The sequence below is a fragment of the Desulfosceptrum tomskiensis genome (assembly GCF_049818055.1).
In the GTDB taxonomy this organism is placed as follows: domain Bacteria; phylum Bacillota; class Desulfotomaculia; order Desulfotomaculales; family JASEER01; genus JBFLVT01.
Window position 1 is genome coordinate 1085497 of the sequence record NZ_CP187479.1, and the last position, 12796, is coordinate 1098292.

Below are 12796 nucleotides of genomic sequence, written 5' to 3' on the forward strand. Positions count from 1 at the left end.
TTCAGCAAGACCCCTTACGTAACATTTCGAGTATGTCGCGCGCTCCCATATCCAAAAGCCTTTCGGCAAGGAGTTCCCCGATCGGGGCGGCTTCGTCGGGAAGACCGGCCACGGAGGCGCGGTAGAGGGGTTTGCCGTCAAGCCCGGCCACCATCGCCTCGAGCATTAGTTCCCCGCCCTCGACCTTTCCCAGGGCCCCGATCGGGACCTGGCACCCGCCTTCCAGCCTGCGCAGCAAGGCCCGCTCGGCCCGCACCGCGGCACTCGTTTCGGGGTCGTTGATCGCGCTGACCATCCTCAGCACCTCTTCGTCCTTCTCCCGGATCTCTATACCGAGAGCACCCTGCCCTACGGCGGGGAGACACACGGCGAACGGAATCCTTTCGGTAATCCGCCCGTCCAGCCCGAGGCGATGCAAGCCGGCCCAGGCCAGGATCAGGGCGTCCAACCGGTCCTCGTCGAGTTTCCGCAGCCGGGTCTGGACGTTCCCTCTAACCGGTATAACGCGAAAATCGGGGCGGTAAGCAAGCAGTTGGGCGGCCCGCCGCAAGCTGGAGGTGCCAAGACGCGCTCCCTCCGGCAGGGCATCGAGTCCGGTACCGTCGCGCGATACAAGGACGTCGCCGGGATACTCCCGGGCGGTTATCGCCCCGATGGTCAGACCTTTCGGTAAACCGGTCGGGACGTCTTTCATGCTGTGCACGGCGATGTCGGCCGTCCCGTCCAGCAGAGCCAGTTCAATCTCTTTTGTAAAAAGCCCTTTATCGCCTATCTTGGCCAGGGCCGTATCCAGGATGTTGTCCCCCGTGGTCTTGATCAGCCGTTTATGGAAACGAACTTCCGGGAATTTCTCCTGCAGCATCCTGATAACCAGGTTCGTCTGCTCCAGGGCCAGCGGGCTTGACCTGGTACCGACAACTATTTCCTTAACCATACCTTACATCCTTGCAAGTTATTAGCTTAAAGCTCAATCCTCGCCAGCCGATTTTATCTTTTGCGACACGCGCTTGTGCCTGTACTTGAGCCACTTGGACAGGTCCTTGTTCCATTCCGTGTCGAGGTCAAAAAGCTTCTGAAGGGCTTCGGCATAGGCCGCTCCGTTACCCGTCAGGGTATAAGTCTTCAGCCTGGTTACCGGTTCGTGAAGCAGCTGGTTCACGATGGCATTCGCCAGCGCGTTTATCACTTTGGCCTGGTGCTCGCTGACGTCGCCGAGACGGTTGAAAGCCCGCTGCAGTTCTTTTGCTTTAATTTCCTCGCCGCGCTTTTTCAGTGCCGCAACGGTCGGAGCGGTGAGGCGCACCCCAAGCGAACTGACGAACTCGTCGACGTCCCGGTCGATGATGGACTCGGCCGCGGCGGCCGCGCGCCGTCGTTCCGCGAGGTTGGAGTCAACCACGCTCTGCAGGCTGTCGATGTCGTGCAGCACCACGCCCGGGATGTGCCCGACCGCCGGATCGACGTCGCGGGGCACCGCGATATCGATGATGAACAGTTTTCGGGCTTCGCGCCGCCGGGACACCTCCTGCATCGGTTCGGGCTTGATCACGTAATGGTGGGCCGCGGTGGCGCTGATGACGATGTCGGCGACCTCGATCCAGCGGTAGAGGTCGTCGAACCTGACCGCCCGCCCCCCGAATTGTTCAGCCAGCTGCTGCGCCCGGTCGAACGAGCGGTTGGACACGATCACGCCGGCGATACCGTTGGCGATCAGGTGCTTGACGGTAAGCTCGCTCATCTTGCCCGCACCGACGATGAGAACGACGCGGCCCTCGAGCGAGCCGAGAGACTGGCGGGCCAGTTCCACGGCGGCGTAGCTGATGGATACGGGGTTGCGGTCGATGCCCGTCTCGGCCCGCACCCTCTTTCCCACGGCCAGCGCGTGCTGGAAGACCAGGTTCAGGAGCCAGTTCACCGTTCCCGCATCGCAGGCGATCTTGTAGGCCTGCTTGACCTGCCCGAGGATCTGCGTCTCACCAAGGACCATGGAATCGATGCCGGCACTGACCCTAAAGAGATGTCTCACCGCATCAGCCAGCAGGTACGTGTACGTATAGGCCTGCATCCCTTCCGCCGGACTGCCGCAGTGGGCCGAGAGAAAACGCCAGATGCTGTCGATGCGTTCTTCAACGGTTAGCGCCGCGTATACCTCGGTGCGGTTGCATGTCGAGATGATCACGCAACCCTCGATCCCGCCGTAGCCGGCCAGGCGCGTCAAGGCATCCTGCAGTTCCTGCTCGGAAAAGGCAAGCCGTTCCCGTACCGCAACGGGCGCCGTCCGGTGGTTAAGACCTACTACCGCAAGCAACAGAATCAACCAACTCCTTTGCCCTGCCCAAATCGCCCCGGCGCAAGGCGGACATCACTTCATCGGAAAGGCAGCTCTCCAGTAAACCGGCTTTGGTCTCGTCGTCGGGAGACTCCCTGATGATCTCGGCTCTCTTGGCCCCCAGGTAGTCGAGAAACTGCGCGTAGACATCCCCGTAAAGGCTTTCCAGTTCTTCGCGGATCTTGCGGGCCAGCAGCGGGCTTTTCCCCGCCGTCGACACGGCCAGGACGAGGTCGCCCCTGCGTACCGTGGCGGGGACATAAAAGTTGCAGTTGGCCGGATCATCCACCGCGTTGATCAACACGCGCTCCCGGGCGCACTCCCGGGCAACCTTCCCGTTGGTGCCGGGATCATTGGTGGCGCTGATCACCAGGAAATGCCCCCGGACGTCGCCGTCCCGGTAGCGCCTGGGCAGGTAACCAGCCAGCCCTTGGTCCACGATGTCCTGCAGCGACGGCGTGAGTTCGGGGCTGACGATGTTCACCCTGGCGCCTGCCGCCAGCAGGGAACGTACCTTGCGCTCGGCCACCCGCCCCCCGCCCACAACCAGGCATAGCTGGCCTTCCAGGCGGATCATTACCGGATAAAGCACTGCCATAGCTCAATCCCATCCAAACAAGCACTCAGCACTCTTACGGTCCTAAGTGCTTAATGCTCAACGCCCATACTAGTAGCTGCGGACCTTAACAAAGTCAGCGATCCTCTCCAGGGTTTCCCGGGCCGGTACGGCGGGCAGCTTGTTCAACTGCTCCTTGGCCTTGCGCAGGTAGCTGTGAGCCACCCCGAAGGCATACTCGACCCCGCCGCACGACCTGGTGATTTCGATGGCCTCGGTAATGGCCGCCGGCGTCTTACGGGCATGCCGGACGATCTCGGCCAGCCGCTTCCTTGCAGGGCTCTCGCGCAAGGCGAAAATGACGGGGAGGGTGATGATTCCCTGCCGCAGGTCGCCGCCCACCGGTTTCCCGAGTCGTTTCTCATCGGCTACCATATCAAGGATATCGTCGGTAACCTGAAAAGCCATTCCGAGGAAATGGCCGTAACGCCCGAGAGGATGGTATATCCCCCGCGGTGAGCCGGTCGCGACCGCCCCAAGCTTACAGCTGGCTTCAATCAAAACCGCCGTCTTGCGCCGGATTCGCCGCAGGTAGTTCCGCAGGTTGGCGGTATTAACGCTGTCCATCTGGATAAACTCGCCCTCGCACATCATTACGCAAGCACGTGCCAACTCCTGGGCGATCATCGGGTTCTCGTACCGCGAGATGAGGATGAGCGCCCGGGCAAACAGGAAATCACCCGTGTGGGTGGAGATCTTGTCGCCCCAGAGGGCTTTTACCGTAGGCGTGCCGCGCCTGGTTTCAGCCGCGTCCACAACGTCATCGTGGACCAGGGTAGCCATGTGGATCAACTCCAGGGCCACGGCTAGCGGCACGATCCTCTCCGGGTCATAATTGTAAAACTTCCCGCAAAGAAGTGCAAAGGCCGGTCGCAGTCGCTTGCCGCCGGCCTTGAAAAGGTGGCTGGACGTTTCCGTAAGCAGTGGCTCCGAGCTCTCCAGCACCTTGTTCAATTCGCGCTCCACAAGTTGCAGGTCGTCCCGGATTTCGTCAAGGAGTGGCAGCATTCTCCAAGAAACCTCTCTCTTGTCTCTGGGCGATACCCCCACTTAATTCGCTGGCAAGGTAAAAAATCCTTCCCCTGCCTTCATCAACCACCGGTTCCCTCGGGGATCCGGTCATCCAGCCTGTTGTCCTCGTAAAGCATTCCGTCTTCAATGGTGTAGGGGATAGCGTCGACGTCGACAACAGCGCTGCGGTCTTCGCCTTCCACTTCCTCAATTTCCGTTGAAAGCCCGTGCTGGGCGACATCCTGCCAGGTGTCCTCGCGGTCGTATTCAAAGCTGCCGTCAAAGGAAGGCGCGTAAGGGTACTGGATAACTTCTTCCTCGACAGGCCGTGCGCGCCTGACCCCCTCCTGCTCCCGAGCCAGTTTGCAGTCCTGGCACATCGTCGTGTAGGGCACTGCTTCAAGCCGTTCCGGAGGTATCTCTCTGCCGCAGTTCTCACAGACGCCGTAAGTGCCGTTGTCCATGTGCTGCAGGGCGTCGTTGATGGCGCGTATGGTCAGCCGGGCGTTCTCTTCCAGGGAAAGGTCTTTGCTTCTCTCAAAGGTCTCGGAACCGATGTCGGCCGGATGGTTATCGTAAAACGAGAGCTCGCCTATCGTGTCCTCGAGAGCGGCCGTCATTGTTGACCGTATGGACTGGATTCTTTCCACCAGTTCGGCCTTCTCGTCGAGAAGGCGCTTTTTGAAATGCTGCAGTTGTACTTGTTCCAATACCGTACCCCCTGAATACGACTAAATATGCTAGGTACCGAGGTTCAGCTGCACGAGTTGCACGATCCTGGCGATGAACTCGCTTATGCCGGGCAGGTTCAACAGGACGAGGCGCTGCAGGACCAGCAGCAGAAGCGCCCCTAAGATCGTAAATCCCACGGCAATACCGAGGCCCCTGGCGATACCCGTGAGAAAGTTAAGAAAGAGAAGCCGCCAGGGACGTTCAAGAAGAGTGACATACTCGGCCAGTCTCATTTTTTCCATATTGACCGACAGCTCGCGCACCTTTTCGGTCAGCGTCCGTAACAGAACTTGCTGGTCCTGCTCCATGGTTCCCTCCAGTAACCGGCTCTGGTATCAGTATTTACTTACTTAGGCCGGGCAAATCATTAAAAAATAGGGACCCCGGGATTTTCAACAGCCCAATGGACCCCTTTCAGCCCATTTGCTCGGATCAGAACAATCTTAAAACAATCTTGACCGTAGGCCACGCCACACGGTCTTCTTGAGCACCCGCCAAAGCTGGCGGTGACTCCCCGTGTAAAGCTGGCCCCATAGCTCCTTGAGCAATTCGGGACGTTTCATCAGGTAGGTCAGGACCCAGTGATTCAAGCCGTAGAAGACGTTCGCCAGGCGGCGCGCCAGGCGCATTTCGCCCAGTATCTCCTTTTCCACCGCCGACTGGTAATGCCGGATGACCCTTTCGGCTTTGCCTCCGCTATCCCGCAGGGCCTGGGCGGCCAGCCAACCCGACAGGCATGCGTTATAGATGCCTTCCCCGGTGAACGGGTCGGCCAGCCCGGCGGCGTCACCCACGAGGATGACCCGGCCCCGGGCCACCGTACGCTCACCCAGGGCGTCAAAAGGCATGGGAAAGGCCTGCCGGCGTATCGTCCGCAGGCGGCCCATACCGAGACGGCTTATATATGCGTTCAGGAAGGATTGCAACGGGCGGGCGGGCGTAGTGAAACAGCCCACGCCGACATTAAGGTGGTCCTGCTTGGGGAAGACCCATCCATACCCCCCGGGGACGGCGGCAAAATCGACCTCCAGAGAACCGCACCGCCTCTTCAGGGTTTCTTCATCGGCAGCCATCTCGGCCACAGCGGCTATGCCCCTTACAGGGGGACGCCCGAACAAACGGGCGACGATGCTGTGCGCGCCGTCCGCGCCCACGACGAACTTGCCCCGGTAGCTATTTCCGGCGGTCCGGCATACAACATCCTGCGGGCCGTCCACGACGCTTGCCACTTCCTCCCCCTCAATTACCGCAGCGCCGGCGGCACGGGCGGCCTCGATCAAGTGACGGTCGAACCGGGCACGGTTAACCATGTAACAGATGGGACTGTCCCATTCGAGATTCAGTGAGAGATGATAGGTTACCGTCGCCCGCCGGGCCGTGTCCTCAACCACGTCCTGCCAGGCGAACGGCAAAACACCGGCCGTTTTCGGAGTTACGCCGCCGCCGCAGGGCTTTGACCGGGGAAGCGGTTTTCTCTCCAGCAAAACGACCTCTATCCCCGCCCGGGCAAGGTGGTATGCAGTTATGGCTCCTCCGGGGCCGGCACCCACAACAATCACTTCGTGACTCTTCATCGCCATCAACTGCCGTTACGGCCGCTTTGCGACCCAAACTTGGATTCGTCACTTATAGCTTAATGCTTACAGCTTAACCTGATGCCAACTAAAGGCCGTTCATCGGCCTTTAGTTGTTCAAACTTCCGATGGGAGCCGGAACACGCCCGCCCCGCAGCACGAATCCAGCCCCGGAGTATCCGCTTACGGGCATTACCGGGGCCCGGCCGAGCAGGCCGCCGAATTCCACGTAGTCACCCGGTTTTTTACCGGGGGCCGGAATGATGCGCACCGCCGTGGTTTTCCTGTTGACGACGCCGATGGCGATTTCGTCGGCGATAATGGCGGCGATGTTTTCGGCCGAGGTATCGCCGGGCACGGCGATCATGTCCAGCCCTACTGAGCATACTGCAGTCATTGCTTCCAGTTTTTCAAGGCTGAGGGCGCCCTTTTCGACGGCCCTGATCATCCCGGCGTCTTCGCTCACGGGGATAAAGGCCCCCGACAGACCGCCCACGTAACTGGAGGCCATCGCCCCGCCCTTCTTCACCGCGTCGTTGAGCAGGGCCAGGGCCGCCGTCGTGCCCGGCGCCCCGCAGGCCTCGAGGCCCATAGCCTCCAGGATATCCGCAACGCTGTCCCCTACCGCCGGCGTGGGGGCCAGGGAAATGTCGACGATGCCGAAGGAAACGCCCAACCGTTCGGCGGCCACCCTGCCCACCAGCTCGCCCATCCGGGTAATCTTAAAGGCCGTCTTTTTGACCGCCTCCGCCAGTTCACCCAAGTCGGCGTTTCCCAGCTTCGCGACGACAGCCTTCACCACCCCGGGCCCGCTGACCCCGACGTTAATCACTGATTCAGGCTCGCCGGCCCCGTGAAAAGCTCCGGCCATGAAGGGGTTATCCTCCGGGGCGTTGGCAAACACGACAAGCTTGGCGCAGGCCAGCGCGTCCCGGTCGGCGGTCCTGGCAGCCGCTTCCTTGATCACCCGTCCCATCTTGTAGATGGCGTCCATATTGATGCCCGCCTTGGTGGAGGCGACATTTACCGACGAACAGACCCGTTCAGTGGCTGCCAGAGCCTCGGGTATGCAAGAAATCAGCAATTCATCGCCCGAGGTGAACCCCTTGTGGACAAGAGCGGAAAACCCACCGATGAAGTTCACGCCCACCTCGGCGGCGGCCCGGTCGAGAGCGGCAGCGAGTTTAAGGCACCCTTCGGCATCCCAACCGTCGACAAGAAGGGCGGCGGGGGTAACGGCAATGCGTTTGTTGACGATAGGGATGCCGTACTCGCGCTCGATTGCATCCCCGACTTTTACGAGGTCGCACCCGACAAGGGTAATCTTGTCGTAAACGCGCCGGCACACCTCCTCGCTGTCCCGGCCCGCGCAGTCGCGCAGGGAAATACCCATGGTGATGGTCCGGACGTCGAGGTGCTCCTGCTGGATCATATTGATCGTTTCCAGGATTTCATATATCGTCAGCAAAACAATCCCTCCGGACATTTCGGCATTCGGCATTCAGCGTTCAGCATTCAGATAGGGGAGCATTTACGTCCGCGTGCGGGACGCTCTGTGCCTCTACTCTAACGGGACCTGTCAAAAACGAGCATGGCGCGGAAGGCGCTTGCGAGGTGAGTCGTGGGAAGTTGGAAGTAGGAAACAATTATGTAGGAATTCGCGCGGCGAATTCCATCGAGAACGCACCTCTGACCTCCCACCTCACACTTCCCAAAGGGTAGGCGCAGTTTTTCACAGGTCTCCTCTAAATGCGGTGCATATACCTGTAGGCGTCCTCATGCTGTGCCTCGATGCGCACGCCGAGCTCCCGCGACTTCCGGTCGAGCTGCTCTTTGAGCTCGCTCAGGTCGACAGTCGACCGGCTCATGTCGGCGATGATAATCATCGCGAAAAACTCCTGCAGGATCGTCTGGCTGATATCCAAGATGTTAATGTTGTCCTCGGCCAGCACCTGGGCTACGCCGGCGATCAACCCTACACGATCCTGGCCGATTACGGTAACGATAATCCGGTTCGATTTCTGCACCGTCCCGCCTCCTGTCTCATTCCTGCCCGTAAAACCGGAAATGCCCGGCGCACCGGGCTACCGGGCAGATACATACTGACGTGAACGGGCTAGGCTCTCACCCTGCCCGCCTGCTTGGCGCCGTCAAAACGCTTCTTCAAGTCGACCCACAGGGGGCTGGCCGTAAAGATTGACGAATAGGCGCCGCTGATAACACCGATAAGGAGAGCCGTTACGAAGACCTTGATGGTTGTCCCGCCGAAGAACAGGAGGGCCAGCAGCATAAAGACCACGGCGAGCACCGTATTGATGGACCGGGCCAGCGTCTGCCGGATGCTCACGTTCACCAGTTCCTCGACCGGTTTTCCCTTCAAAGCGCCCTTGGAGTTTTCGCGGATGCGGTCAAAGATAATGATCGTGTCGTTGATTGAATAACCCAGGACGGTCAGGACAGCCGCCACAAAGCTGGAGTCTACCTCCAACTGGAGAAGGGAAAAGGCACCGAGTGTAATGAGGCCGTCATGCAGGAGCGCCGCCACGGCGGCGACACCTTGTTTAAACTCAAAACGCCAGGAAATATAGATGAGCATTAAGACGGAGGCTATCCCCAGCGCAGCCAGGGCGCGACCGGTTAGCTCCCTGCTGATGACGGCGGCAACATGCTCGTTACGTAAAACGGTCAGGTCACCCGCCTTTTCCCTGAGACCGGCGATGACTTTTTCGCTTTCCTGCTCGCTCAACTCCCTGGTACGGATGATTACTTCCCGCTGCCCGCTGCTCTGCACCGGGCTGTTCTCAAGGTTGAAATCTTTCAAAATATTACGTACCTGCTCCACCGACACATCCTTCTCAAACCGGACTTCCATCAGATTACCGCCGGTAAAGTCTATTCCCTCGTTGAGCCCCTGTACGAAGAGGGAGATGATCCCGGGGATGATGATCAGCAGCGACAGGATGTACCAGTACTTGCGTCTTCCTACAAAATCAAAAGTCACCTTCGTCCCTCCCCTTATGCTCCGTACAGCTTATTGTTCTTGATGAGTCCGGTCCCCGCCGTCAGGTGCAGCAGGCTGCGCGTCATCGTAATGGCGGTGAACATGCTCACCGCGATACCGATCGTCAGCGTTACGGCAAAGCCTTTGATCGGCCCCGTGCCGAAGTAGTACAGCACAACGGCGGCGATGACCGTCGTCAGGTTGGCGTCGAAGATGGCGACAAAGGCGCGCTTGAACCCAACATCGATAGCGGATCGCAGTGTGCGCCCCGCCCTGAGTTCCTCCTTGAGCCTTTCAAAAATGATGATGTTGGCGTCGATAGCCACGGCGAGCGATAAGAGGAACCCGGCGATGCCCGGCAGGGTCAGGGTAACGTTGAACGCCGCAAAAAGCGCCAGCATAATCAAGGCATAAATCCAAAGGGCCACGTTGGCGATCAGACCGGGCACCCGGTAGTAGGCAATCATAAACAGCGCGATCACCGCAAAGCCCAGAATACCGGCATTGATCGATCTATGCAGGGAATCGGCGCCCAGCGTGGGACCGACCGTTCTTTTCTCGATTACTTCCAGCTTAACCGGCAGCGCGCCGGAACGCAGGAGCACAGCGATCTGGTGGGCCTCATCAAGGGTGGCGTAACCGGTGATCCTGGCCTGGCCGTTCAGAATCGGCTCTTGAACCACGGGGTTCTGCAGCAACTGGCCGTCCAGGTAAATCCCGATAGGCCGGCCTACGTTGGCCCTGGTTATCTCGGCGAACTTAGCCGCGCCTTCCTTGCTGAACGTCAGGTTAACCTCCGCCTGCCCGCCGCCGGGATCCAAGGCTTCCTTGGCGTCAACCAGGTCTTTACCGGTGATAACCGTCTTCCCGTCCTCGGTTTTAAACTCCAGGAAGGCGGCCTTGATAAGCGTTTGGACCATCTCGTCGGGGTCCTTGCCGCCGGCGATCTCGACGATGATCCGACGGTCGCCCTGCTGCTGGATGATCGGCTCGGTCACGCCGAACTGGTCGATACGGTTCCTCAGGATGGCCATGGCTTTATTCATCGAATCCTGCGTAACCCTGGCTTCCGGCGTGTCCTGGGCCTGCAAGACCACGTGGACGCCTCCCTGCAGGTCGAGACCCAGTTTGATGTCCTTGGTAAGGGGCAGCCATGGCAAGCTGCCGAAAACAGGTTTAAAAGCCAGGACACCGACGAATGCTGCCGCGGCTAAAATAACCAGGAGCTTCACAACGTTGTCCCATCTCAAAGTACGTTCCCCCCATACCGCGAGTAAATAAAACCTGTTTGGAACAGAACTCTTAAAGCAGTTTGGCGCCGTTGATCACCAGTTCGAAACTGGATTTCAGGAAACTCGCTGCTCGACGGCACAATGTCATCCGGAGCAGGAAAATCTCAAAATACTCCATCACGGGGCAGATTTCAATATCGATGGTCAACTCGAGCGTGATCGCGCGGCGCTCCTCGTTCACCCACAAAAAGGAGTGCTCCACCGCATAGTTGACGCGGTCGTGGATGTCGAAGGTGGCAAAATCGGGGTTGCGTACGCGTGAGCGGTGCACGTCCGACTTGTCAGCCAGGATCAAGGCAGCGGCCACGTCGTTGACAGGCTGGCCGTATTGTTCCTCGTGGTTGGCAATAGCGGAAATAACGGTAGCCAGCTCGTCAGGCGGCATGCCCATCTGGTTTAGAATGTTAAAGCAGATATGGGCGCCTGAGATCCCGTGATCGTTGCGGCTGACCACGTTCCCCACGTCGTGGAGGTAGCCGGCGATGGCTGCCAGTTCACACTCTCTTTCTGGGTAGCCCAATCTTTCCAGAATGTTCCGCGCGATACTGGAAACCAGGTTGACGTGCCGGTAACTATGCTCGGTAAAACCCATAGCCCCGAGAAACTGGTTGCCTTTACGGATGAAACTGTCAATGATTGGGTTGGCCTTCACGTCCCGGAGTGTGATCAAACGCCCGGCCTCCCTGAATCTAGCTCAGTTCTCCCTGGACAACCTGCGCGATTGAAGCCTTGAGCACCTCTATCCGGACGTTGTCGGCAACACGCAGGATCACCGAATTGTCCTTTATCTTTACGATGGTGCCGAAGATACCGCCCGCGGTGATGACGTTGTCATTCACCTTGAGGCTGCGCAACATTTCCAGGTGCTTCTTCCGCTGCTGCTGCTGAGGACGAATCATCAGAAAATAAAATAAAGCGCCCAGGCCGAGGATGTATAAAATAGAAACCAATTCGGGGTTCATAACCCAGACCTCCTTTCTCATAAGGGGTAATAATTCTTTTTGGTTTTGCCCATTTCCTGTCTACCACTGTAGTTTAATTAGATTTTTGGTTCCCTGTCAAATAATCCTTTAGGAAGCCGTCCTTCAGGAACTGAAACCGGTCTTCCCGGATCGCCCGGCGGATCTCCGCCGTCAGGTCAAGGACGAAGGCCAGGTTGTGGATCGTCGCCAGGCGCAGGCCCAGGACCTCGCCCGCCCGGAATAAGTGGTGCAGGTAGGCCCGGGTATAATTCACGCAGGTATAGCATCCGCATTCCGCGTCCACCGGGACGAAGGAGCGGGCGTGCACGGCGTTTTTGATCACCAGGCGCCCGGTACGCGTCAGCAGCGCCCCGTGACGGGCCATCCGCGTGGGCAGAACGCAGTCGAACATGTCCACGCCTCGGGCCACCCCTTCCAAAATGCAGTCCGGAGACCCCACGCCCATTAAATACCGTGGTTTGTCCTCCGGCATGTGCGGGATCGTCCACTCCAGGGCTTCATACATCAGCGGCTTGGGTTCCCCGACGCTCAAGCCCCCGATACCGAATCCCGGGAAGTTCATGGCCGCCAGTTCCCTGGCGCTTCGTTCCCGCAGGTCTTTGTATACCGAACCCTGCACGATTCCGAAGAGCGTTTGGCCGGGGTTGCGTTTGGAGACCAGCGACCTTTCCGCCCAGAGGGTTGTCCGCCTTAAGGCTTCAACGGCCTCCGCGTACGAACAGGGATACGGGACGCATTCATCCAGGACCATGCAAATGTCCGACCCCAGAGCATCCTGGATCTCCACGACCTTTTCCGGCGTAAAAAGGTGTTCCGAGCCGTCAATGTGCGAACGGAAAAGCACGCCTTCGTCGGTAATCTTGCGCAACGGCGCGAGGCTGAACACCTGGAAGCCCCCGCTGTCGGTCAGGATAGGACCGTCCCAGCGCATGAAACGGTGCAATCCTCCAGCCTCACGAATGAGTTCGTGCCCCGGGCGAAGGTAAAGGTGGTAGGTGTTGGACAGGATGATCCGCGCTCCCAGGTCTCGTACTTCCTCGGGGGTCATCGTCTTGACGGTGGCCTGCGTGCCGACGGGCATGAAGACGGGCGTCTCCACCTCGCCGTACGGGGTTTTAAGCAATCCCAGCCGCGCCCCGGTATCCTTGTCCTGTTTTAAAACGGCGAACTTGATGGTCATGTGCGCTCCCAATCGTCAGTGTGTCTAGTTGAACTTGGTAGATAACTCCAGCGCCTAACGCCCAATGCCGGGCCACTC

General features: G+C 59.2%; 14 protein-coding genes. All 14 read right to left on the reverse strand.

Annotated features, from left to right (window positions below; genetic code table 11):
• Window position 1 precedes the first annotated feature (1 nt).
• Window positions 2-934: a hydroxymethylbilane synthase gene (gene hemC, locus ACPV0M_RS05555; RefSeq protein WP_425621960.1), complete on the reverse strand. Its 933-nt coding sequence runs from the start codon at window positions 932-934 to the stop codon at window positions 2-4.
• A gap of 33 nt (window positions 935-967) precedes the next feature.
• Complete coding sequence (gene hemA / locus ACPV0M_RS05560) at window positions 968-2308, reverse strand: glutamyl-tRNA reductase (RefSeq protein WP_425621961.1); 1341 nt, start codon at window positions 2306-2308, stop codon at window positions 968-970.
• Window positions 2286-2927 carry a precorrin-2 dehydrogenase/sirohydrochlorin ferrochelatase family protein gene (locus ACPV0M_RS05565; RefSeq protein WP_425621962.1) on the reverse strand — a complete coding sequence of 214 codons (642 nt, stop codon included), beginning with the start codon at window positions 2925-2927 and terminating at the stop codon, window positions 2286-2288. Before ACPV0M_RS05565 ends, hemA begins: the two co-directional genes overlap by 23 nt.
• 69 nt (window positions 2928-2996) lie before the next feature.
• Window positions 2997-3953 (reverse strand): polyprenyl synthetase family protein, encoded by a 957-nt coding sequence (locus ACPV0M_RS05570; protein WP_425621963.1) that lies wholly within the window; start codon window positions 3951-3953, stop codon window positions 2997-2999.
• 83 nt (window positions 3954-4036) lie between these two features.
• Window positions 4037-4666, reverse strand: a complete 630-nt coding sequence (locus ACPV0M_RS05575) for a TraR/DksA C4-type zinc finger protein (RefSeq protein ID WP_425621964.1) — start codon at window positions 4664-4666, stop codon at window positions 4037-4039.
• Between the two features lie 30 nt (window positions 4667-4696).
• Window positions 4697-4996 (reverse strand): DUF5665 domain-containing protein, encoded by a 300-nt coding sequence (locus tag ACPV0M_RS05580; RefSeq protein WP_425621965.1) that lies wholly within the window; start codon window positions 4994-4996, stop codon window positions 4697-4699.
• A gap of 135 nt (window positions 4997-5131) precedes the next feature.
• Window positions 5132-6262, reverse strand: a complete 1131-nt coding sequence (locus ACPV0M_RS05585) for a geranylgeranyl reductase family protein (protein ID WP_425621966.1) — start codon at window positions 6260-6262, stop codon at window positions 5132-5134.
• Window positions 6263-6371: 109 nt separating this feature from the next.
• Complete coding sequence (locus tag ACPV0M_RS05590; RefSeq protein ID WP_425621967.1) at window positions 6372-7730, reverse strand: PFL family protein; 1359 nt, start codon at window positions 7728-7730, stop codon at window positions 6372-6374.
• A 277-nt stretch (window positions 7731-8007) separates the two neighbouring features.
• On the reverse strand, window positions 8008-8289 hold the full coding sequence (locus ACPV0M_RS05595; protein WP_425621968.1) for an ACT domain-containing protein: 282 nt from the start codon (window positions 8287-8289) through the stop codon (window positions 8008-8010).
• An 89-nt stretch (window positions 8290-8378) separates the two neighbouring features.
• A complete protein-coding gene (gene secF / locus ACPV0M_RS05600; protein WP_425621969.1) occupies window positions 8379-9263 on the reverse strand; it encodes a protein translocase subunit SecF in 885 nt (294 codons plus the stop codon).
• Window positions 9264-9277: 14 nt separating this feature from the next.
• Window positions 9278-10513, reverse strand: coding sequence for a protein translocase subunit SecD (secD, locus tag ACPV0M_RS05605; protein ID WP_425621970.1), 1236 nt, complete (start codon window positions 10511-10513; stop codon window positions 9278-9280).
• A 52-nt stretch (window positions 10514-10565) separates the two neighbouring features.
• Complete coding sequence (locus ACPV0M_RS05610; protein ID WP_425621971.1) at window positions 10566-11225, reverse strand: HD domain-containing protein; 660 nt, start codon at window positions 11223-11225, stop codon at window positions 10566-10568.
• Between the two features lie 19 nt (window positions 11226-11244).
• Window positions 11245-11517: a preprotein translocase subunit YajC gene (yajC, locus tag ACPV0M_RS05615; RefSeq protein ID WP_425621972.1), complete on the reverse strand. Its 273-nt coding sequence runs from the start codon at window positions 11515-11517 to the stop codon at window positions 11245-11247.
• 73 nt (window positions 11518-11590) lie between these two features.
• Window positions 11591-12718: a tRNA guanosine(34) transglycosylase Tgt gene (gene tgt, locus ACPV0M_RS05620; RefSeq protein WP_425621973.1), complete on the reverse strand. Its 1128-nt coding sequence runs from the start codon at window positions 12716-12718 to the stop codon at window positions 11591-11593.
• Window positions 12719-12796: the final 78 nt, after the last annotated feature.

Bases quoted from the DNA above. Each gene is read 5' to 3' on its own strand.
- hemC (WP_425621960.1), bottom strand. From the start codon at position 934: ATGGTTAAGGAAATAGTTGTCGGTACCAGGTCAAGCCCGCTGGCCCTG.
- ACPV0M_RS05565 (WP_425621962.1), bottom strand. From the start codon at position 2,927: ATGGCAGTGCTTTATCCGGTAATGATCCGCCTGGAAGGCCAGCTATGC.
- ACPV0M_RS05570 (WP_425621963.1), bottom strand. From the start codon at position 3,953: ATGCTGCCACTCCTTGACGAAATCCGGGACGACCTGCAACTTGTGGAG.
- ACPV0M_RS05580 (WP_425621965.1), bottom strand. From the start codon at position 4,996: ATGGAGCAGGACCAGCAAGTTCTGTTACGGACGCTGACCGAAAAGGTG.
- ACPV0M_RS05585 (WP_425621966.1), bottom strand. From the start codon at position 6,262: ATGAAGAGTCACGAAGTGATTGTTGTGGGTGCCGGCCCCGGAGGAGCC.
- yajC (WP_425621972.1), bottom strand. From the start codon at position 11,517: ATGAACCCCGAATTGGTTTCTATTTTATACATCCTCGGCCTGGGCGCT.
- tgt (WP_425621973.1), bottom strand. From the start codon at position 12,718: ATGACCATCAAGTTCGCCGTTTTAAAACAGGACAAGGATACCGGGGCG.